This is a genomic window from Martelella sp. AD-3 (genome assembly GCF_001578105.1).
Classification (GTDB): Bacteria; Pseudomonadota; Alphaproteobacteria; order Rhizobiales; family Rhizobiaceae; genus Martelella.
The window spans coordinates 2087730-2109552 of sequence record NZ_CP014275.1 but is presented as its reverse complement, the minus strand read 5'-3'; the positions used below and the strand labels follow the sequence as shown (position 1 = coordinate 2109552).

Annotated in this window: 17 protein-coding genes; 13 read left to right on the top strand and 4 right to left on the bottom strand. The window is 62.4% G+C overall.

Annotated elements, in window-relative coordinates; translation table 11 throughout:
• Positions 1 to 283: 283 nt before the first annotated feature.
• Positions 284 to 1750, top strand: a complete 1467-nt coding sequence (locus tag AZF01_RS09795; protein ID WP_244435545.1) for an NAD(P)H-hydrate dehydratase — start codon at positions 284 to 286, stop codon at positions 1748 to 1750.
• On the opposite strand, the gene AZF01_RS09790 is transcribed toward AZF01_RS09795, so the two are convergent.
• Positions 1743 to 2546, bottom strand: a complete 804-nt coding sequence (locus AZF01_RS09790) for a DUF72 domain-containing protein (RefSeq protein ID WP_024707848.1) — start codon at positions 2544 to 2546, stop codon at positions 1743 to 1745. The genes AZF01_RS09795 and AZF01_RS09790 overlap by 8 nt on opposite strands.
• 17 nt (positions 2547 to 2563) lie before the next feature.
• Positions 2564 to 5485, bottom strand: coding sequence for an excinuclease ABC subunit UvrA (uvrA, locus tag AZF01_RS09785; RefSeq protein ID WP_024707849.1), 2922 nt, complete (start codon positions 5483 to 5485; stop codon positions 2564 to 2566).
• A 247-nt stretch (positions 5486 to 5732) separates the two neighbouring features.
• On the opposite strand from uvrA, the gene AZF01_RS09780 reads away from it, so the two are divergent.
• On the top strand, positions 5733 to 6248 hold the full coding sequence (locus AZF01_RS09780) for a single-stranded DNA-binding protein (protein WP_024707850.1): 516 nt from the start codon (positions 5733 to 5735) through the stop codon (positions 6246 to 6248).
• A gap of 108 nt (positions 6249 to 6356) precedes the next feature.
• On the opposite strand, the gene AZF01_RS09775 is transcribed toward AZF01_RS09780, so the two are convergent.
• The gene (locus AZF01_RS09775; protein ID WP_024707851.1) at positions 6357 to 7001 is read right to left on the bottom strand and encodes a MarC family protein; all 645 of its coding nucleotides are present in this window, start codon (positions 6999 to 7001) and stop codon (positions 6357 to 6359) included.
• Between the two features lie 233 nt (positions 7002 to 7234).
• Between AZF01_RS09775 and gyrA the strand changes: the two genes are divergently transcribed.
• The 8 genes from gyrA (at position 7235) to AZF01_RS09735 (ending at position 17508) form a co-directional block, all read left to right on the top strand.
• Positions 7235 to 10033: a DNA gyrase subunit A gene (gene gyrA / locus AZF01_RS09770; protein ID WP_024707852.1), complete on the top strand. Its 2799-nt coding sequence runs from the start codon at positions 7235 to 7237 to the stop codon at positions 10031 to 10033.
• A 131-nt stretch (positions 10034 to 10164) separates the two neighbouring features.
• Positions 10165 to 10659, top strand: a complete 495-nt coding sequence (gene coaD, locus AZF01_RS09765; RefSeq protein ID WP_024707853.1) for a pantetheine-phosphate adenylyltransferase — start codon at positions 10165 to 10167, stop codon at positions 10657 to 10659.
• Between the two features lie 37 nt (positions 10660 to 10696).
• Positions 10697 to 11275 carry a peptidylprolyl isomerase gene (locus AZF01_RS09760; protein WP_024707854.1) on the top strand — a complete coding sequence of 193 codons (579 nt, stop codon included), beginning with the start codon at positions 10697 to 10699 and terminating at the stop codon, positions 11273 to 11275.
• Between the two features lie 123 nt (positions 11276 to 11398).
• Complete coding sequence (locus tag AZF01_RS09755) at positions 11399 to 11899, top strand: peptidylprolyl isomerase (RefSeq protein ID WP_024707855.1); 501 nt, start codon at positions 11399 to 11401, stop codon at positions 11897 to 11899.
• Between the two features lie 359 nt (positions 11900 to 12258).
• Positions 12259 to 13329, top strand: coding sequence for a tRNA preQ1(34) S-adenosylmethionine ribosyltransferase-isomerase QueA (gene queA, locus AZF01_RS09750; protein WP_024707856.1), 1071 nt, complete (start codon positions 12259 to 12261; stop codon positions 13327 to 13329).
• Entirely contained in the window at positions 13326 to 14459 is a 1134-nt protein-coding gene (gene tgt / locus AZF01_RS09745) for a tRNA guanosine(34) transglycosylase Tgt (RefSeq protein WP_024707857.1), read from the top strand. Before queA ends, tgt begins: the two co-directional genes overlap by 4 nt.
• 385 nt (positions 14460 to 14844) lie before the next feature.
• Complete coding sequence (locus AZF01_RS09740; RefSeq protein WP_152534511.1) at positions 14845 to 15396, top strand: hypothetical protein; 552 nt, start codon at positions 14845 to 14847, stop codon at positions 15394 to 15396.
• A 108-nt stretch (positions 15397 to 15504) separates the two neighbouring features.
• Positions 15505 to 17508: an autotransporter domain-containing protein gene (locus AZF01_RS09735; protein WP_161633025.1), complete on the top strand. Its 2004-nt coding sequence runs from the start codon at positions 15505 to 15507 to the stop codon at positions 17506 to 17508.
• A gap of 219 nt (positions 17509 to 17727) precedes the next feature.
• Here AZF01_RS09735 and AZF01_RS09730 read toward each other — a convergent pair whose 3' ends face one another.
• Positions 17728 to 18252, bottom strand: a complete 525-nt coding sequence (locus tag AZF01_RS09730) for an invasion associated locus B family protein (RefSeq protein WP_024707860.1) — start codon at positions 18250 to 18252, stop codon at positions 17728 to 17730.
• A gap of 277 nt (positions 18253 to 18529) precedes the next feature.
• On the opposite strand from AZF01_RS09730, the gene AZF01_RS09725 reads away from it, so the two are divergent.
• The 3 genes from AZF01_RS09725 to AZF01_RS09715 are packed head-to-tail and all read left to right on the top strand — an operon-like array spanning position 18530 to position 21731.
• Positions 18530 to 19795, top strand: coding sequence for an efflux RND transporter periplasmic adaptor subunit (locus tag AZF01_RS09725; RefSeq protein WP_024707861.1), 1266 nt, complete (start codon positions 18530 to 18532; stop codon positions 19793 to 19795).
• A gap of 9 nt (positions 19796 to 19804) precedes the next feature.
• Positions 19805 to 20533, top strand: coding sequence for an ABC transporter ATP-binding protein (locus AZF01_RS09720; RefSeq protein ID WP_024707862.1), 729 nt, complete (start codon positions 19805 to 19807; stop codon positions 20531 to 20533).
• Positions 20523 to 21731 carry an ABC transporter permease gene (locus tag AZF01_RS09715; protein ID WP_024707863.1) on the top strand — a complete coding sequence of 403 codons (1209 nt, stop codon included), beginning with the start codon at positions 20523 to 20525 and terminating at the stop codon, positions 21729 to 21731. Before AZF01_RS09720 ends, AZF01_RS09715 begins: the two co-directional genes overlap by 11 nt.
• Positions 21732 to 21823 lie beyond the last annotated feature (92 nt).

Below are 21823 nucleotides of genomic sequence, written 5' to 3'. Positions count from 1 at the left end.
CCAGTTTGATCATATTGTCCCGCAATCACACCAAAAGGGAAGGGTGTTTTTACAGAAGCCACGGCTTTGCTGATGTGCCACCGAAATAAGGCTCGTCAAAAGGCGGACCTGCGTCAAGGGCAGGACTTTTTCACCGGGAAATATGGCTGTTGCCTGACGATTTGGCAGACGTTTGTGTTTAAATAATAGGCAATTGACTATTGTATGAACAATATTGGGGCGGCGCTTGCACTCGAGCCGCATTTGCCGTTCTACTCTTCGGCACATCATGGAGGTCTCCGACATGCTTCTCCTGACACCGGCAGAGATGGGGCGCGCCGACCGTCTCGCGGCCGATAGCGGCATCGACAGCTACGGGCTGATGGTCAAGGCCGGCCGCGCGGTCGCCGCCGCCTTTCTGCGGCTTTATCCCGAGGCCCTGAGAGCAGATGTCTTCTGCGGCCCGGGCAATAACGGCGGCGACGGCTATGTCGCGGCAGAGGCGCTGAAACAGGCGGGCGTCGCGGTCGCGCTTTTTCATCTGGGCGATCCGGAAAATCTGAAGGGCGACGCCCGACGCGCCTTTCAGGCCTGCAGCCTGGACGGCAGGCCGCTGGAACAGTACCGGCCAACCGCCGGCGCGGTGATCATTGACGCCCTCTTCGGAGCCGGACTGCAGCGCCCGCTTTCCGGTGCGCTCTGCACCCTGACCCGTGAGGTGAGCGAAGCGGCGGTACCCGTGATCGCCGTCGACCTGCCGTCCGGCATCAGCGGACTGACCGGCAAGGTTATGGGCACCGCCTTCAGGGCTGACCACACGGTCACCTTCATGCGGGCGAAGCCGGGTCACTACCTGCTGCCGGGGCGGGAGCATTGCGGCAGACTGGCGGTTTTCGACATCGGCATACCGCAGCGCATTCTTGAAGAGGCGGGCGAGGCCCATCATCTCAACGGACCGGATCTGTTCGCAGGCGCGCTGCCCGCGCCCGCGGCTTCATCGCACAAGTTCAAACGCGGCCATCTCGGCGTCTTCAGCGGCGGGCCGTCGGCCACGGGCGCGGCGCGGCTTTCGGCCACGGCAGGGCTCAGGATCGGGGCAGGGCTGGTGACGCTTGCCGTGCCGCCGAATGCGGCGATGGTGGTTGCGACGCAGGTGACGGCCGTGATGGTTAAGACAATCGGCGATGCCGCGGAGCTTGCGCATTGGCTTGAGGACAGCCGCCTTTCCGCTTTTGTGCTCGGGCCGGGTTTCGGTATCGGAGAAAAGGCGCGAGCCTTCGTCTCGGCCTTGGCTGCCCGGCCGCTGGTGCTGGACGCCGACGGGATATCATCCTTTGCCGAAGAGCCCGATGCCTTGTTCGCGCTGTTATCGGGCGCCGATCCGCATTGCGTGCTGACGCCGCATGAGGGCGAGTTCGCGCGGCTCTTTCCGGACATCGCCGCCGACGAGGATATCGGCAAGCCGGAAAAGGCGAAGCGCGCCGCCGAACGCGCCAATGCCGTGATGCTCTACAAGGGCGCGGATACCGTGATCGCAGCCCCGGACGGCCGCATCGCCATCAACGCGGATGCCCCGCCCTGGCTGGCAACGGCGGGTTCCGGCGACGTTCTGGCGGGGATCATCGGCGGCCTTCTGGCGCAGGGGATGCCGGCCTTCGAGGCGGCCTGTGCAGGCGCCTGGCTTCACGGGGAAGCGGGAAACCGCGCCGGTGAGGGACTGACGGCGGAGGACCTGCCGAACCACCTGCCGCCCTTGAGCGCAATCAGCTGACCTTCTGCTGCAGCGCCATCGCGCCGGCGGGCGCGCGGACCTTGCCGTTGGTGATGAAGAAGGCGAAGACATCTCGGGGCGTCTTTTCGGGCTTTGTCTCAACAAGCAGCGGCAAGTCCTCCGGCGCGCCGCCCTCGGCCCATGTCTTCAGCCGCCCGGCCCAGCGGTCCATTTCGTGATCCGAATAGCAATACGGATTGTCATCCGCGCCCTTCTGCAGCCGGCAATAGACGAAGTCGCCGGTGATATCGGCGATCATCGGATATTCGGGATGATCCGCACAGACCACCGTCGCGCCATAGCGGCGCACCAGCCGGACGAATTCCGGCGTGACAAACGACGGATGCCGGACTTCGATTGCATGGGCAAGATCAATTCCATCAAGGCTTTGCGGCAGAAGATTCAGAAAATCCTCAAAGTCGTCGGGCTCGAATTTCTTCGTCGGCATGAACTGCCAGAGGATCGGTCCGAGCCTGTCGCCGAGCTCTGTAATCCCCTGGTTCAGGAATTTCTCGATCGAGCCTTCGGCCTCGGCAAGCTTCTTGCGGTTGGTGCAGTACCGGCTCGCCTTCAGCGAAAACACGAAACCATCCGGCACGCTCGCCGCCCATTTGGCGAAGGTGGCGGGCTTTTGCGACGAATAATAGGTGCCGTTGACCTCGATGACCCGCAACTTCTCCGAGGCATATTCCAGCTGTCGCGTTTTCGGCAGCTTGTCCGGATAAAAACTCTCGTTCCATGGATCGAAGGTCCAGCCGCCGATCCCGGCGCGGATTTCACCTGCCTCGGATGTCATCGCTTCCTGCTCCCCTTCTATTCCGCCGCTTCCGTTTTCTTCTGCGGACGCCGCTCAAGCAGTTCCTGCATGTAGAGGCCGGTATAGGAGCGCTTCTCCCTGACGATGTCCTCCGGCGTGCCGGTCGCGACGATCTCGCCGCCGCCGTCGCCGCCCTCGGGACCGATGTCGATCACCCAGTCGGCGGTCTTGATCACTTCGAGATTATGCTCGATGACCACGACGGAATTGCCCTGTTCGACCAGCTTGTGGAGCACGTCGAGCAGCTTGGCAACGTCATGGAAATGCAGGCCCGTGGTCGGCTCGTCGAGGATATAGAGCGTCTTGCCGGTGGAACGGCGCGACAGCTCCTTGGCAAGCTTGACGCGCTGGGCCTCGCCGCCCGACAGCGTGTTTGCCTGCTGGCCGACCTTGATATAACCAAGCCCGACATCCTGCAGCGTCTGCAGCTTGTCGCGCACCGAGGGCACGGCAGCGAAGAACTCGACGCCTTCCTCGACCGTCAGTTCCAGAATGTCGGCGATCGACTTGCCCTTGAACTGCACCTCCAGCGTCTCGCGATTGTAGCGCTGGCCGTGGCAGACGTCGCAGGTGACGTAGACATCCGGCAGGAAGTGCATCTCGATCTTGATCAGGCCGTCGCCCTGGCAGGCCTCGCAGCGCCCGCCCTTGACGTTGAAGGAGAAGCGGCCGGGCTGATAGCCGCGGGCCTTCGCCTCCGGCAGGCCGGCGAACCATTCGCGGATCGGGGTGAAGGCGCCGATATAGGTCGCCGGGTTGGAGCGCGGCGTGCGGCCGATCGGCGACTGGTCGATGTCGATCACCTTGTCGATGAACTCCAGCCCCTCGATCCGGTCGTGCGGGGCGGGGTTTTCGCGCGCGCCCATGATCCGGCGCGCCGCCGCCTTGTAGAGCGTCTCGATCAGGAAGGTCGACTTGCCGCCGCCGGAGACGCCCGTCACGGCGGTGAACATGCCCAGCGGAATTTCGGCGGTGATGTTCTTCAGGTTGTTGCCGCGCGCGCCGACGATCTTCAGCGCCTTGCCCTTTTTCGGCTTGCGCCGCTCGGCAGGCACGGCGACGGCCTGCACGCCGCTCAGATATTGCCCGGTCAGCGATTTCGGATTGGCCATGATCGCCGCGGGCGTCCCCTCGGCAATCACCTCGCCGCCGTGAATGCCGGCGGCGGGACCGATGTCGAGCACATAGTCGGCGGCGAGGATCGCGTCCTCGTCATGCTCGACCACGATGACCGTATTGCCGATATCGCGCAGATGCTTGAGCGTGTCGAGAAGCCGCGTGTTGTCGCGCTGATGCAGGCCGATGGAGGGCTCGTCGAGCACGTAAAGCACGCCGGTGAGCCCCGAGCCGATCTGCGAGGCAAGCCGGATGCGCTGGCTCTCACCGCCCGACAGCGTGCCGGAATTGCGCGAGAGCGTGAGATATTCGAGGCCGACATCATTGAGGAAACGCAGCCGCTCGTTGATTTCCTTCAGGATGCGCACGGCAATATCGTTCTGCTTCTGCGAAAAGCGCTCAGGCAGGCTGTCGAACCAGTCGCGCGCGCCCCTGATCGACATTTGGCTGACATGGCCGATATGGCGGCCATCGATCTTGACGGCAAGCGCCTCGGGCTTCAGCCGATATCCCTCGCAGGCCGGGCAGGGGGCGGCCGACATGTAGCGCTCGATCTCCTCGCGCGCCCAGGCGGAATCCGTCTCCTTCCAGCGGCGCTCGAGGTTCGGCATGATGCCTTCGAAGGTCTTCGTCGTCTTGTAGGAGCGGGCGCCGTCGGCGTAATGGAATTCGATCTTCTCGTCCGTGCCGTTGAGGATCGCATCCGTCGCGGTCTTCGGCAGCTTGTCCCAGCGCTCGGTCATCTTGAAGCCGAAATGCCTGCCGATCGCCTCCAGGGTCTGCCTGTAATAGGGCGAGGAGGACTTTGCCCAGGGCGCGATCGCGCCGTCGGAGAGCTTCTTGGTGCGGTCGGGAACGACCAGTCCTTCGTCGATCTTCTGCTGGAAGCCGAGGCCGTCGCAGGTCGGGCAGGCGCCGACGGGATTGTTGAAGGAGAACAGGCGCGGCTCGATCTCGGAAATCGTGAAACCCGAAACCGGACAGGCGAATTTCTCCGAGAAAACAAGCCTTTCATGCGTTTCGTTGAGAGACTTGTTCTTCGCGCCGCCGGCCGCCGTCTCGCCCTCCGGCAGCGGCTTGTCGGCAAATTCGGCAATCGCCAGCCCCTCGGCAAGCTCCAGGCAGGTCTCGAGACTGTCGGCAAGCCGGGTGGCAAGGTCGGAGCGTACCGCCACGCGATCAACGACCACATCGATGTCGTGCTTGTATTTCTTGTCGAGCTTCGGCGCCTCTGCGATCTCGTAGAATGCGCCGTCGATCTTGATCCGTTGAAAGCCTTTCTTCTGCAGCTCGGCCAGTTCCTTGCGGAACTCGCCCTTGCGGCCGCGCACCAGCGGCGCAAGCAGATAGAGCCTGGTGCGCTCCTCCAGGTCCAGAATGCGGTCGACCATCTGCGTCACCGTCTGGCTTTCGATCGGAAGACCCGTTGCCGGCGAATAGGGCACGCCGGTGCGCGCGAACAGAAGGCGCATATAGTCGTAGATCTCCGTGACCGTGCCGACGGTGGAGCGCGGGTTCTTTGACGTCGTCTTCTGCTCGATCGAGATCGCCGGGGACAGACCGTCGATCCGGTCGACGTCGGGCTTTTCCATCATCTCCAGGAACTGGCGCGCATAGGACGACAGGCTCTCCACATAGCGGCGCTGGCCTTCCGCGTAGATCGTGTCGAAGGCAAGCGACGACTTGCCGGAGCCCGAAAGCCCGGTCATCACGATCAGCGAATTGCGCGGAAGATCGACATCGATGCCCTTCAGATTGTGCTGGCGCGCGCCGCGAATGGAGATATTTTTGAGTTCGCTCATAGCTTTCGGCTTCTCGGCAAAGGAAAATCGGTTCTTATGTAGTTCCCAAGGACGGCCTGTCGAGGCTTTGCTTCAATAAGGGCGCCGGAAATGAATCGGTTGACGGGATCATACCAGCGCATTAGAACAAATAAAGAACATTTTTATTGTGGATTTCACGCCTGCCATTGGTCGCCATGCGGCAGATCGTTTATGCTGGCGCGAAATTCTTCAAGAGGGCCGCGATCGCGGCCAAACAGGTGGTTTCATGGCAGGTAGTGTAAACAAGGTCATCCTCGTCGGCAATCTCGGAGCGGATCCGGAGATCCGGCGCACCCAGGACGGCCGGCCGATCGCCAATCTCAGGGTCGCCACGTCGGAAACCTGGCGCGACCGCAATTCCGGCGAGCGCAAGGAGCGCACGGAGTGGCACCGCGTCGTCATTTTCAATGAGGGCCTGTGCAAGGTCGCCGAACAATATCTGCGCAAGGGTTCCAAGATTTATATCGAAGGCCAGCTTCAGACGCGCAAATGGACCGATCAGGGCGGCCAGGAGCGGTATTCGACCGAAGTCGTGCTGCAGGGCTTCAACTCGACGCTGACCATGCTCGACGGTCGTGGTGAAGGCGGCGGTCAGGGTGGCGGCGGCGGCTTTGGCGGTAGCCAGGGCGGCGGTTATGACGATTACGGCTCCCAGCCGGCCTCAAGCAGCGGTAGCGGCGGTCGCAGCAGCGGTGGCGGCGGCGGTTTCTCGCAGGATCTCGACGACGACATTCCGTTTTGATGGTGACGGATTAATACGGACGCAAAACAGATCCCGCCAGGTCTTCTGCGGGGTCGCTTTCTCCCGAGCTTTGTCGGCGCGACCTCCATCGGTTCGCGCCGCAGTCTTTTATTGCGAGACGGCCGTCAGGTGAAATGCGGTCTGCATACCGTCGATGACGAACTGCACGGCAAGCGCCGTCAGCATCATGCCGAGTATGCGGGTGAGAATATTGCGACTGGTTTCGCCCAGGAACCGGTCGATCAGCCCGGCGGCCAACATCGCCAGAAGCACCACCAACGAAGCGATGAAGATCACCCCCACCAGCGCCAGCTTGTCGAGCACCGTTTCCATTTTCGACCCGAGCAGAATGGTAGCCGAGATCGCACCGGGGCCCGCGATCAGCGGCATGGCGAGGGGGAAGGCGGCAAGGTGGGCGATATTGTCCTTGGTGATCGCGGTTTCGGTGGTCTTCTCTTTTCTTTCCTGGCGCTTTTCGAAAATCATTTCGCAGCCGATCCAGAACAGAAGGATGCCGCCTGCGATGCGGAAGGCGCTCATGGAAATGCCGAGCGCCCCGAGGATGCGATCACCGATAAGCGCGAAAGCGACGAGAAGACAGAAGGAGATGAGCGCGCCGCGCACGGCGACGAGCCGGCGCTCCGCCTGCGTCATGCCGACGGTCAGCGCCAGGAAGATCGGCACCATGCCGGGCGGGTCCATCGTCACCATCAATGTGGTGAAGCCGCTCAGGAGTGTGCCCATGTCTGCCATTGAAATGTCCCGATCCCGTTGATCCCAAGGGCGCAGGCACTGGTCGTCCGGAGAAAACCCAGAGTGGCATTGCCCGCGCTTTCGACACCCTGCCACAACTCCGCCGTCAAATCCGAATTAAAACTGAGGGACGCCGCTTCTGTCCACCGCGGAAGGCCCCGCCAAATTGGCGTTCGGCGTCGGATTCGGCTATAAACGCGCGATATGATTCTAGCTTGAGATCGTGATTCATTTTGACTGATCAAACGACACCATCGGGCGGGGGGCTCCCGCCGGGCATCGAGCCCATTTCCATCGTGGAAGAAATGCAGCGCTCCTATCTCGATTACGCCATGAGCGTGATCGTCAGCCGCGCGCTGCCGGACGTGCGTGACGGGCTGAAGCCAGTCCACCGCCGCATCCTCTACGGCATGTCGGAACTCGGCGTCGACTGGAACAAGAAATACATGAAGTGCGCCCGTATCACCGGCGACGTCATGGGTAAATTCCATCCGCATGGCAATGCCGCGATCTATGACGCGCTGGCGCGCATGGCGCAGGACTGGTCGCTCAGACTACCGCTGATCGACGGGCAGGGCAATTTCGGCTCCGTCGACGGCGATCCGCCGGCGGCCGAACGCTATACCGAGTGCCGGCTGCAGAAAGTCGCGCATACGATGCTCGACGATCTCGACAAGGAGACCGTCGATTTTCGGGAAAACTATGACGGCACGCTGTCCGAGCCTGTGGTTCTGCCGGCGAAATTCCCGAACCTGCTGGTCAACGGCGCGGGCGGCATTGCCGTCGGCATGGCGACCAACATTCCGACCCACAATCTCGGAGAGGTTATCGACGGCGCCATCGCGGTGATGGAGAACCCGGCAATCGAATTGCCGGAGCTGATGCAGATCATTCCGGGTCCCGATTTTCCGACAGGGGCGCAGATTCTCGGCCGTGCCGGCATCAAGTCGGCCTATGAGACGGGCCGCGGTTCGGTCATCATGCGCGGGCGGGCGACGATCGAGCCGATGCGCGGCGACCGCGAGCAGATCATCATCACCGAGATTCCCTACCAGGTGAACAAGGCGACGATGATCGAGAAAATGGCCGATCTGGTGCGCGAGAAGCGCATCGAGGGCATTTCCGACCTCCGCGACGAGAGCGACCGTGAAGGCTACCGCGTCGTCGTCGAACTGAAGCGCGACGCCAATGCCGACGTCATCCTGAACCAGCTTTACCGCTATACGCCGCTGCAGACCTCGTTCGGCTGCAATTTCGTTGCGCTGAACGGCGGCAAGCCGGAGCAGATGACCCTGCTCGACATCCTGAAGGCCTTCGTCGCCTTCCGCGAAAATGTCGTCAGCCGCCGTACGAAGTACCTGCTCCGCAAGGCGCGCGAACGCGCTCATGTCCTGGTGGGCCTGGCCATCGCCGTCGCCAATATCGACGAGATCATCAACCTGATCCGCCGTGCGCCCGATCCGCAGACGGCGCGCGAGCAGTTGATGGAACGCCACTGGCCGGCGCAGGATGTCGAGGCGCTGATCCGCCTCATCGACGATCCGCGCCACAAGATCAGCGACGACGGCACCTATCAGCTTTCCGAGGAACAGGCCCGCGCCATCCTCGAATTGCGTCTGTCGCGCCTGACGGCGCTTGGCCGTGACGAAATCGGCGATGAACTCAACAAGATCGGCGAGGAAATAAAGACTTACCTCGAAATCCTGTCATCGCGCGTGAAGATCCAGCAGATCATCAAGGACGAACTCGTCGCCGTGCGGGATGAATTCGGCACGCCGCGCCGCACCGAAATTCTCGAGGGCGGCCCCGACATGGACGATGAGGATCTCATCGCCCGCGAGGACATGGTCGTCACCGTGTCGCGCAACGGCTACATCAAGCGCGTGCCGCTCAACACCTACCGCGCCCAGCGGCGCGGCGGCAGGGGCCGCGCCGGCATGTCGATCCGCGACGAGGATTTCGTCACCCGCGTGTTCGTGGCCAATACCCACACGCCGGTGCTGTTCTTCTCCTCGCGCGGCATCGTCTACAAGGAAAAGGTCTGGCGTCTGCCGATCGGCACGCCGCAATCGCGCGGCAAGGCCCTGATCAACATGCTGCCGCTGCAGCAGGGCGAGGCCATTACCTCGATCCTGGCGCTGCCGGAGGATGAGGACAGCTGGGCCGAACTTGACGTGATGTTCGCCACCACCCGCGGCACGGTCCGCCGCAACAAGCTGTCGGACTTCGTGCAGGTGAACCGCAACGGCAAGATCGCGATGAAGCTCGACGACGAGAATGATCGCATCCTGTCCGTCTGGACCTGTACGCCGGATGACGATGTGCTGCTGACGACGGCGATGGGCCAGGCGATCCGCTTCCCGGTTCCCGCCATCCGCGTCTTCGCCGGTCGCAATTCCATCGGCGTGCGCGGCATCGCGCTGGCAGAGGGCGACGAGGTGATCTCGATGACCATTGTCAGCCACAACGACGCCGAGCCCTGGGAGCGTGCCGCCTATCTGAAGCGGGCGGCGCTCGAGCGCCGCACCGAGACCGGGGAGGGCGAGGACATCGCGCTTGTCGGCGAGGAGGTGACGGAAGAGGGCGAACTGAAGGATGATCGCTACGAGGAACTGAAGTTCCGCGAGCAATTCATCCTGACGGTGACGGAAAAGGGCTTCGGCAAACGTTCGTCGTCCTATGATTTCCGTATCTCCGGCCGTGGCGGCAAGGGCATCCGCGCCACCGATACGTCGAAGACCGAAGAGATCGGACGTCTGGTGGCCGCCTTCCCGGTTCTCGACCGCGACCAGATCATGCTGGTCACCAATGCCGGACAGCTGATCCGCGTGCCGGTGGACGATATCCGCATCGCCAGCCGGGCCACAAAGGGCGTGACGGTGTTCAAGACCGGGGCTGACGAAAAGGTCGTCTCCGTCGAGGTCATCTCCGAACCCGAGGAGGCCGAACCCGTCGAGGAAGAAGGCGCGGAAGAGGCTCCGGCCGACGACGCACCCGCCGCAGCGACGGGCGAGGGCGACAGCGAGGACTGAGCGTCGCGAAGAAAATCTGAAAAGCCGGGCCATCATGCCCGGCTTTTCCTTTTCAGAGCCTTGCCGCAAAGCGACTTGCGGCTTGCCACATTCCGTGACAAAAGGCCGAGACCAAAACCGAGGCATGACGAATGGCAACGGCTTTTTATCCCGGTTCTTTCGACCCGATGACCAATGGCCACCTCGACGTGGTGCTGCAGGCGCTCAACATCGCCGACCGGCTGGTGCTGGCCATCGGCATCAATGCGGGGAAGAATCCGCTTTTCGCGTTCGAGGAACGCGCGGATTTCCTGCGCCGTGCGGTGGCCGAAAACCTGCCGGAGAGAACGGACGACGTCTCGGTCGTGTCCTTCCAGGGCCTCGCCATCGACGCCGCGCGGGACAACGGCGCCGGGATGATCATCCGCGGCCTGCGCGACTCGACCGACTTTGCCTATGAAATGCAGATGGCCGGGATGAACCAGTCCATGGCGCCGGACATCCAGACCGTTTTTTTGCCGGCAATGGCCCTTTCCCGTCCGATATCGGCCACATTGGTGCGGCAGGTCGCAGCCATGGGCGGCGATGTGGAGCGCTTTGTGCCGGATTTTGTGGCTGCCGCGCTGAAGGCGAAATTCCCGCGCTAGAGCCCGGGTAGAGGCAATGAATTTCAAGGAGAAAACCATGAGGAAGACGATTGCGGGACTGGCTGCCGCCATGATGATGACGACGGCCTCGATTGCAGGCGTGGCGCAGGCGCAGGACGGCGAGGACCTTCTGACGCTCAACACCTCGGAAGGCCCGGTGGTGATCGAGCTGTTCGATGAGGAAGCGCCGCAGAACGTCGCCCGCGTCAAGGAACTGGCTGCGGAAGGCGCTTATGACAACGTGGTCTTTCACCGCGTGATCGGCGGCTTCATGGCACAGACCGGCGATGTCCAGTTCGGCGACGCCGAAAACGGCTTTGACCTGAACAAGGCTGGCATGGGCGGCTCCGACATGCCCGATCTGCCCGCCGAATTCTCCGACATTCCGTTCAAGCGCGGCGTGGTCGGCATGGCACGCTCGCAGAACCCGAATTCCGCCAACTCGCAGTTCTTCATCATGTTCGCCGATGCTCCGCATCTGAACGGCCAGTACACCGTCATCGGTGAGGTCGTGGACGGCATGGACAATGTCGACAAGATCAAGAAGGGCGATCCGGCCCAGAACGGCAAGGTCAGCGACCCCGACCGGATCCTGAGCGCGACCGTCAGCCAGTAACCCGTTTCGACATAGGGCGCCTGTCGATCTGATGGGCGCTCTATCCCATTTGTTTCAGCCGCATAATCCTGTCCATCCTCGCTTCACTCGGATTATGCTCCCGCTCAGCCACAGGAGACCCAGATGGCCGAAATCAAAGACCCGGAAAACACCTTCATCATGGAAACGACCAAGGGAAAGGTCGTCATCGAGGCGTTTCCGAATGTCGCCCCCAAGCATGTCGACCGCATTCGCGAACTGACCCGCGAGGGCGCCTATGACGGCGTCGTCTTTCACCGCGTGATCGCCGATTTCATGGCGCAGGGCGGCGATGTGGAGCATGGCAAGAAGGGCGGCAATGCTGGCCGCGCCGGTACAGGCGGTTCGGACAAGCCGGACCTTCCGGCCGAGTTCTCTTCCGTGCGCCACGTGCGCGGCACCTGCTCCATGGCCCGCTCGCAGAACCCGAACTCCGCCAACTCACAGTTCTTCATCTGCTTCACCGATGCCCCCTGGCTCGACAAGCAGTACACCGTCTGGGGTCAGGTCATCGAAGGCATGGACGCCGTTGATGCTTTCCAGAAGGGCGAGCCCGTGCGTGACCCGGACCACATCATTTCGATGAAGGTGGCTGCGGACGCTTGATGCGGGAAGAGGGCGACGCCCTCCTGTCAATCTCCCCCTCAAGGGCAGGGCCATCGCATATGGCGTAGCAGCTTGATCCCAATACTCTCTCCCGCTGGCGGGAGAGATGCCCCGAAAGGGGCAGTGACGGTGGTGCGGTGCTTCAGATCGTGAGAGCGCTCGCGGTGATAGGCTCCCCCCTCACTGTCGCTGTCGCGACATCTCTCCCCTCCGGGGCGAGAATATTAGGGGGCTATGCGGGGAGACCATATGCGATAGCCCTGCCCTCAAGGGGGGAGATTATTGAGCACAGAGCGCAACCAACAGACCCGCCCGGCCGAGGCCGGCGGGTTTTCGAATTTGAGAAATGTCCTGATACAATGCGCGTAGACCTCTTCGACTTCGACCTGCCGGATGAAAACATCGCCTTGCGCCCGGCGAGCCCGCGCGACAGCGCGCGGCTCCTGGTGGTGCGACCGGGCGAGGGGCTTGCGGACCATGTCGTGTCCGAACTGCCGACTTTCCTGAAACCCGGCGACGCGCTGGTATTCAATGATACGAAAGTGATCCCGGCGCAGCTCGAAGGCGTTCGACACCGCGAAGGCGGCGAGGAGGTGCCGGTCTCGGCCACGCTGCATCTCAGGAAGGCCGACAATGTCTGGCATGCCTTTGCCCGGCCGGGCAAGCGGATCAAGCCGGGCGACGTTCTGCGTTTCGTTTCCGCCGATCGTGCGACCACGCTTTCTGCGACGGTCGAGGAGAAGCGGGAAGGCGGCGAGGTGGCACTGACATTCGACGCCCGCGGCGGCGCGCTCGACGAGGCGCTGATGCGGGTCGGCCACGTGCCGCTGCCGCCCTATATCGCCTCCAAGCGGGCCGAGGACGGCAGGGACCGCGACGACTACCAGACGATCTATGCCCGTGAAAACGGCGCGGTTGCCGCGCCGACGGCTGGCCTGCATTTCACGCCGCGGCTTCTGACCGCGCTGGAAGAAGCCGGTATCGAGCAATATTTCGTAACGCTTCATGTCGGAGCGGGGACGTTCCTGCCGGTCAAGGCCGAGGATACCGACGACCACAAGATGCATTTCGAGCGCGGCATCGTCACGACGGAGACAGCCGAAGCCCTGAATGCGGTGAAGGCGCGCGGCGGGCGGATCATCTCCGTCGGCACCACCTCTCTCAGGTTGCTGGAAAGTGCCGCTGCCGAGGACGGGACGCTTGGTGCCTGGGAAGGTGAAACTGGCATCTTCATCACGCCCGGCTATCGCTTCCGCGCCGTCGACATGCTGATGACCAATTTCCATCTGCCGAAATCGACCCTGTTCATGCTGGTTTCGGCCTTTTGCGGGCTGGAGACGATGCGCGCGGCCTACGCCCATGCGATCGAAACCGGCTACCGTTTCTATTCCTACGGCGATTCCAGCCTGCTCTTCAGGAAAGACGTATGAGCCAAGAATTTCAGTTCACCCTGAAGACCACAGACGGCAATGCCCGCCTTGGCGCGATTACCATGCCGCGCGGCGAAATCCGCACGCCGGCCTTCATGCCGGTCGGAACCGCGGGCACGGTCAAGGCGATGTATCTTGACCAGGTGCGCGACCTCGGCGCCGATATCATTCTCGGCAACACCTACCATCTGATGCTGCGGCCGGGCGCCGAACGCGTGGCGCGGCTTGGCGGCCTGCATTCGCTGATCCGCTGGAAATATCCGATCCTGACGGATTCCGGCGGCTTTCAGGTGATGTCGCTCGCGGCGCTGCGCCAGATCGACGAGAAGAAGGGCGTCACCTTCAAGTCGCATATCGACGGCAGCGTGCATCACATGAGCCCGGAGCGCTCGATCAAGATCCAGGGGCTGCTGGGTTCCGATATCCAGATGCAGCTTGACGAGTGCGTCAGGCTGCCGGCGGAGCGGGCGGAGATCGAAAAATCGACCGAGATGTCGCTACGCTGGGCCGAGCGCTGCCGCGAGGCATTCGGCGACCAGCCGGGCAAGGCGATGTTCGGCATCGTCCAGGGGGGCGATATTCCGGACCTGCGCGTCCGCTCGGCGCGCGGGCTGGCCGATCTCGACCTGAAAGGCTATGCCGTCGGCGGCCTTGCCGTCGGCGAGCCGCAGGAGGTCATGCTGGCGATGCTGGAGACGACGCTGCCCGAGCTCCCGACGACAAAGCCGCGTTACCTGATGGGCGTCGGCACCCCCGACGATATTCTGAAATCGGTGGCGCGCGGGATCGACATGTTCGACTGCGTGATGCCGACCAGGGCAGGGCGTCACGGTCTCGCCTTCACGCGCCGCGGCAAGGTGAACCTCAGGAACGCCCGCCATGCCGAAGACCTCAGGCCGCTGGATGAGGAAAGCAATTGCCCGGCTGCGCGCGACTACTCCCGTGCCTATCTGCACCATCTCGTGCGCGCCAATGAATCGCTTGCCGGCATGCTGCTGACCTGGAACAATCTCCACTACTATCAGTCTCTGATGCAGGGCATCCGCGCCGCCATCGCCGAAAGCCGCTTCGCCGCTTTCATGGCCGAGACGCAGGAAGGCTGGGCGCGGGGCGATATTGCTCCTGTCTGACCATTTTCTCCGACGGCAGGGACGCGATGGCGCGCGTTGGACGCCATCCTCTTAGGTCAGAGACAATAAGGCCGAAATCACTGGATTTCCTGTCCGTTTCTACCCCATGTCCGGATAGATTCAAATTGTAATATAAGTATATACTAATATACGTGCCATTAATGCAACATAAGTTGCAATATCGCTTGTTTGTAACCTCTCCTTGTGCATTCCAGCTTCCCGGCCGATGCGTTCTATCACAATATCCGCGTGATGCCCGCCGGGGTTGCAAAATGCTCTTTCGGTCTGTTTGTCGCGCTGTCATCAGCATGCCCGGCAGCCGGCAAAGCAGTTCGGGCGGGGCAGCGGCACCCTTGTGGTCCGCGGCCATGACTGGGAGGAAACAATGACCACAGTAAAAACGAGACTGCTGCAATCAACCGCTTGCGCGGGAATCCTGTTGTTTGGTCTGGGCGGAACCGCGCTGGCCGAGAAGATTGAATTCTATCCGATCAGCACGGATCCAAGCGACTGGATGATTGATCGCTATCCGACTGCAAGCTTTGCGCGGCTTGATAGCTATATGGGACGGTCGAACGTCCTCGCGCTGGAGACCCTTGGCTCGAAAGCGGGTTCAAACAGCTACTATCAGTGGGAAGGCTACTCGCAGAACACAACCGTTCCTCCGGGTGATTCCTTTATCGGCGGCGACATTTATGTTGCCGATGGCTGGCGGAGCGGGAGTGATACGGACTATATCCGCACCAGTATCTGGGGCTCGACCATGACCGAAGAGGAGGTCGCGACCGGCAATTACAACGATAATGATGCTGTCTTTCCGATCATCCAGTTCACCAACCGGGACGGGCAGGGAAGGCTCGAAGTATGGGATACCAGCACGGATAACGGGTGGGTTGAACTGCCGGAAACGACCGGACTGATCAACTATTCCAGCTGAAACACGATCGACATGCGCCTGATGACGGATGTCGACGAAGAAGGCAACAGCGCCGTACACTATTATTTCAATAATGAGTTGATCTATATATGGGAACCTGCGCTGTCCTTGGACGACACAAGCCCCGAACAATTCTTCGCCATGTATCTGAAGAACCGGAACAACGGCGTGACCGACTTTACGTCCCACTGGTCTCGGTTGTTGTCAGGTCTGCTACTGCCGGAAGACGTCAACGAAATCGGCAACGCGCCCTACGATGTTCTGGTCGTCAACAACGATACACCGGTGACAATCGGCGCGGGCGCCACGATCGGCGGCACGCTGACGTCCAGGGGGACCTCGACCTATAACCAGGTCGTCACTCTTCAGCCCGGGGCAAAAATCTCGGGCGATCTGATCCTGCAGCATAGCACGGGCAGTTTCATCTCGGGCGCAGGTGAGAGGGCTACCGTCGGCGGTGACCTCTATGTTGAAAACGGTTCCAGCACGACCGGCGGCACGATTCAGAACAAGGTTAATGTGAACGGCCGACTGTTCGTGGATTATACGTCGAGGGCGGGAGGCAATCTGAACATCTCAGGCAGTGCGAGCAGTTCCGGCCGACTGGCGCCAGGTAATTCGATCGGTACGATCATCGTTGGCGGCGACCTCAACCTCGCGTCCACCTCGGTGATCGAAGCGGAAGTGGACCTGGCCGGGAATGCCGACCTGATCGCCGTCGGCGGCGTCGCCAACCTCGCAGGCTCTGTCGAAGTCGACACGATCGATGGCTACCTTCTCGATCATGACTATGTGATCCTGACTGCGGCCGGCGGCGTCAACGGCGCGTTCGCATCATCGATGCCCGTTTGGGACAATGTCGACAATTATGCCTTCGTTGCACCCTATCTGCGTTACGATCCCAATTCTGTGATCCTGAAGGTCGAGCGCAACGATCGGACATTCGCCTCGGTTGCCCAGACGCCAAACCAGGTCGCCGTTGCCAATGCTCTGGAGACACTGGGCAATCTGTCGCCACCGCCGGCACTCTACGAAAACGTCATCCTGAAAATGACCGTCGATGACGCACCGCTGGCCTACAGCGCTCTGTCGGGCGATATCTATGCCTCTGACCGGACCGTCATGATCGACCAGACCCAATATGCCAGGGATGCGGTCTATGGCCGTCTGCATCAGGCTTTCGGCGGCAAATCGACGTCCTCGGTCGAGGTCATGTCCTACGCCGAGGGGGGCGACGACATGGTTGGCGGAAGCCTTGTCGAGGAAAGCGCTTTCGGCGCCTGGGCATACGCCTATGGCGGCTGGAGTGAATATGACGGCAACGCCAATGCCGGCAGGCTCGACTCCTCCACCGGCGGCTTCCTCGCCGGTATTGACGGATCGATCGGCGAAAGCTGGAAGCTTGGCGTTCTGGCCGGCTACGGCTACACGTCCTTCGACAACAAGGGACCTGCTTCGGGCAATACGGATGGCTACACGATCGGCGCTTACAGCGGCGGCGAATGGGCCGCAGGCAAGTCCGGCGCCGTGGCCTTCCGTTCAGGCCTTGCCTACACCTGGAACACGGTATCGGCAGACCGTACGGTGAGCTTTCCCGGCTTCTACGACACAATGTCGAGCGATTACGATGCCGGGGCTTTCCAGGTCTTCGGGGAACTTGCCTATCGCTATGCCGCGGACGAAAACACCGAGGTCGAGCCTTATGCCAACTTCTCCTATGTCGGCCTGAACTCGGACAGCTTTACCGAGACCGGAACGACCGCAGCGGCGCTCAGCGTCGCGTCGGAATCGTCGAATACCTACTTCTCGACGATCGGCCTGCGGGCGACAGCGGACTTTGCCGTCATGGGGCAGGCGGGCTCCGAGGCCTATTTCGATGTCGGATGGCGGCATGCATTCGGAGATATCACGCCCAAGTCGACGGCCGCCCTTGCCGGCAGCGCGCCGTTTACCGTCTCCGGCGTGCCGCTGGCGGAAAACACGGCTCTGATCGGCGCCGGGATTGATTTTGCGCTCTCGAAACAGGCGAAGCTCGGCTTCGGCTATATCGGCCAGTTCGGCGATGGCGTCTCCCAGAACAGCATCAATGCGCGTCTGAACGTCAGCTTCTGATAAAGGTCGCTTTTTCTGAAAACTTCCGGCAACCGGGCGTTCGCGTCCGGTTGTTTCTGTTTGCGCCAGAAGGGACAGAGGGCACGGCACTGCCACAAGAAGACATCGACAAAAATCGCATAAGGTAGATTATGGAACTTATGCTATGCCGAAACAGAGAAAACGGCTCCGGACGGTCTGTTCGCGGAGCCGTTTGCATACGGGAAATAGTAATGCGACTTAACGCAATGCATTCAAGCGGTTGAAGGCGGCTGTGAAGCCCTTGAGTGAAATCGGATAATCGACCATCTCGTTGCCGTTGATCGGCATGCCCCTGATGTGAAGCGTGCCGCCGCTCTTCAGGCGATCGAGCATGTTGGCATCGATCGACACCGGAACAAAGCAACCCTGCGGCAGACAAGTCGAAAATCCGAATTTCGGGCCGTCGGTCTCCGCATCGATCGAAAGCGTGACGCCCTGGGCCAAGGCGAAGCCGAACGGCATCACGACGACGCCCTGGGCCTGATCGGCCGCCGGCGCATTGAGCTCGACGGAAATGACGCGCTGCCCGCCTTCCTGCGCAACCTGAACCTGAACCATCACGCAGCGATCCGCATCGCCGTTCGAGACGCATTCGACGCGCCAGTCCTGATAGGTTTCGCTGAGGGAGCTTGCGCCGTCCGGCAATGTCGCAGAGGCCGGGCTGAACGACGCGACGCAAAGGAACGCCGTGGTGACGATTGCTGCAAGACAACGATGGTTCAAGGGATTTCCTCCACGGGGATGTGCGTTCTGTTCTTCCCGGCGTCCGGCGCCGCGTTCGAACTTTCATTGTTTTCACAATAACACGATTCGTTTCCGAGGCTATCGCGCGAGACGGCCGGCGGCCAGGCCGAATACGGGGGTTGGCTTCGGGGCCGGAGCGGATCGTCCGCGCACCGGCCTCATTTTCGCTTCGGCAACGGCTTGCATGCGCGCCGCTTCGTGGCCATAGTCGCGGCAAATCGTCAAATGCGTAGCCCCAGACAGGAGCTCTTCGACAATGTCCTCCGACATGGACAGAACCGGCCGGCGCGGCGGCGCGGATGCCAATGAGCGCCCTCGCCCGCAAGTGCCTGATATTCATGCCATTCTTGGCGATGACAAGCCCCGGCGCGGCTTTCGTATGCCCTGGGGGGCGATCATCCTCGTCGTCGTGCTGGCTGCCGGCGGCTATGCCGGTTACCGCTATCTGACGTCCGGAGATCTGCAGATCGTCGCGGCAAAGCCAATCTATGTCACTCAGGAGGTCGAGCGCGGGCCGATGACGGTGACGGTCGCGGCCACCGGCGCGATCGAGCCGACGGTCAGGGTCGACATATCGAGCGAACTGTCGGGCACGGTGAAGGCCGTGCGCGCCGACTTCAATGACGCGGTCAAGGCGGGCGACACGCTCCTTGAGCTGGAGACCGACGAGCTGAGGGCCGATATCCTGAGCGCCAAGGCGAAGCTTGCCGCCGCCGAGGCCGATGTCGCGGCGGCGAAATCCGATCTGGAATCCGCCAAGGCGACGATGGAGCGCACGCGCACGCTTGCCGAGCGCGACGTGGCGCCGCGCCAGGAGTTGGAGGACGCGCAGTTCGCCCATGCCGCGGCCCTTGCCGACCAGCAGAGCGCCGAGGCGCGGCTTGCGGTGGCGAACGCCGAGCTCGAGCTTGCCGAACTGCGCCTCAGCAAGGCCACCATCCGCTCGCCGATCGATGGCGTCGTGCTCTACCGCAATGTCGATGTCGGCCAGACGGTGGCGGCCTCGCTCGAAGCGCCGACGCTGTTCGTGATCGCCGGCAATCTGACGGAGATGGAACTCCGGGTGAATGTCGACGAAGCCGATGTCGGCCAGGTTGAGCCGGGGCAGAAGGCCTCGTTCGCGGTCGAGGCCTTTCCCGGTCGGCGTTTTCCGGCGGAGATCCGGTCGATCCGCTATGCCTCCGAACTCAACAGCGATGTCGTGACCTACAAGGCCGTGCTCGCGGTCGATAATTCCGACCTTCTCCTGCGCCAGGGCATGACGGCGACGGCCGATATTCTCGTGGACGAAATGCCGGACGCCGTTCTGGTGCCGAATGCGGCGCTGCGCTTCACCCCGCCCGGCGAAGCGGCAGGCTCCTCCGAGGGCGACGCGCGCACGGTCTGGATCCTGCGCAATGGCGAACCCATGGCGGTCGCGATCACGGTCGGCGCCAGCGACGGCCGGTTTTCCGCCGTGACCGACGGCGATCTGCGCGCCGGCGACAAGGTCATCACCGCAACCGGCAGAAATGCGCAGTGAGGTAGGATCATGACGACGGCGCCGCTCATCGAATTCCGCAATGTCTACAAGACCTATGGCACAGGCGAGGCCGAGATCGTCGCCCTCAACGGCGTCGATTTCGCGATCGAGGCCGGCGAGTTCGTGTCTATCATGGGACCTTCCGGGTCCGGAAAATCGACGGCGATGAACATCCTCGGCTGGCTCGACCGGCCAACCAGCGGCCAGTTCTTCTTTCAGGGGGTCGACACGACCGAGCTGAAGACGACGAAGCTGACCCTGCTGCGCCGCCACCTCCTGGCCTTCGTCTTCCAGCGCTACAATCTTCTGCCGCGCTCCTCGGCGCTCGAGAATGTGGAACTGCCCCTGCTCTATCGCGGCGTCAATCGCCGGGAGCGGCGCGAACGCGCCGAGTTCGCACTGTCGCAGGTCGGCCTCGCCGATCGTCTCGACCAGCGCACGCAGGAGCTTTCCGGCGGCCAGCAGCAGCGCGTGGCGATCGCCCGCGCGCTGATCACCGAACCCGCCGTCCTGCTCGCCGACGAACCGACCGGCAGCCTCGATACCCGCACCAGCAACGAGATCATGGAGCTGATCACCGGCCTCAACACAGAGATCGGTATCACCGTCGTCATGGTGACGCATGAGGAGAACGTGGCGCGCTATGCCAGCCGGCGCATGCAGTTTCTCGATGGAACGCTCGAGCGCGCCTACCGGCCGGGACGCGGCGACAGACAGGAGAACGGCCATGTTTCTTGAGATGATCAAGCTTGCCCTGCGCGCCGTCCGCCGCAACCTGCTGCGCTCCTTCCTGACCGTCCTTGGCGTCGTCATCGGCGTTTCGGCCGTGATCGCCATGGTCACGATCGGCAACGGCACGGCCGAACAGGTGCGCAGCGAGATCGCCCGCCTTGGAACCGATATCCTGTTCGTCAGGCCCGGCCAACGGGCGCCCGGCGCGCCGGCAGAGGCGGCGAAGGGCTTCAGCGAGCGCGATATCGCCGCGCTGCGCAACCAGGTGCCGGATCTGCGCGCCGTCGCGCCGCAGAATATCTCGACAGTGACGGTCGTTGCCGAGGGCAAGAACCGCAGGACGACGGTGATCGGCACCAATGACGATTTTCTCGCCGCCCAGGACTGGTCGATCGAGACCGGAAGCGATTTCTCCCGCGCGGCGGCTTCCGGCGGCGGCGACACGGCCTGCATTCTCGGCGCGACCGTGCGGCGCGAGCTGTTTGGCGAGAATGACCCCGTCGGCAGCAATGTGCGCGTCGGCAATGTCTCCTGCGCTGTGATCGGCACGCTCGGGGAAAAGGGCGAGAGCAGCATGGGCCGCGACCAGGACGACATCGTGCTGATGCCGATCAGCGCCTTCCAGAGGCGCGTGGGCGGTGACAGCTATATCGAGAGCATTCTGCTGGCCGCGCGCGACGGCGTTTCGACCGAGGAGCTGGAAGCCGATGTCACCGCCCTCCTCCGCCAGCGCCGCAATATCCAGCCCGGACGGGCCAATGATTTCGAGGTCAACGACATGACCGAGATCGCCAATGCGGTGACCGGCACGAAAAGCCATCTCACCGGCATGCTGACCGCCGTTGCGGCGGTGAGCCTGCTTGTCGGCGGCATCGGCATCATGAACATCATGCTCGTGTCGGTGACGGAGCGCACACGCGAGATCGGACTGCGACTGACCGTCGGCGCGCTTGAACGGCAGGTGCTGCTGCAGTTCATGGTCGAGGCTGTCGTGCTGTCGCTTCTCGGCGGGGTCCTCGGCGTCCTGATCGGGCTCGGCGTCGCCTATGCCGTGGTTCAGTATCTGGCAGTACCCTTCGTCATCGCGCCCTGGATGATCCTCGGCGCCTTTGTCTTCTCGGCGCTGATCGGCATCATTTTCGGCTTTTTCCCCGCCCGCCGCGCCGCCCGCATGAACCCGATCGAGGCGCTGCGGCACGAATAGAAAGGCAGCTTCTTCGCTCGGAGGCTGCCGCAAATCCCTGCAAAGAAAAATGCCCGCGGCACAGGCCACGGGCATCTCAAATCAAACAGGAA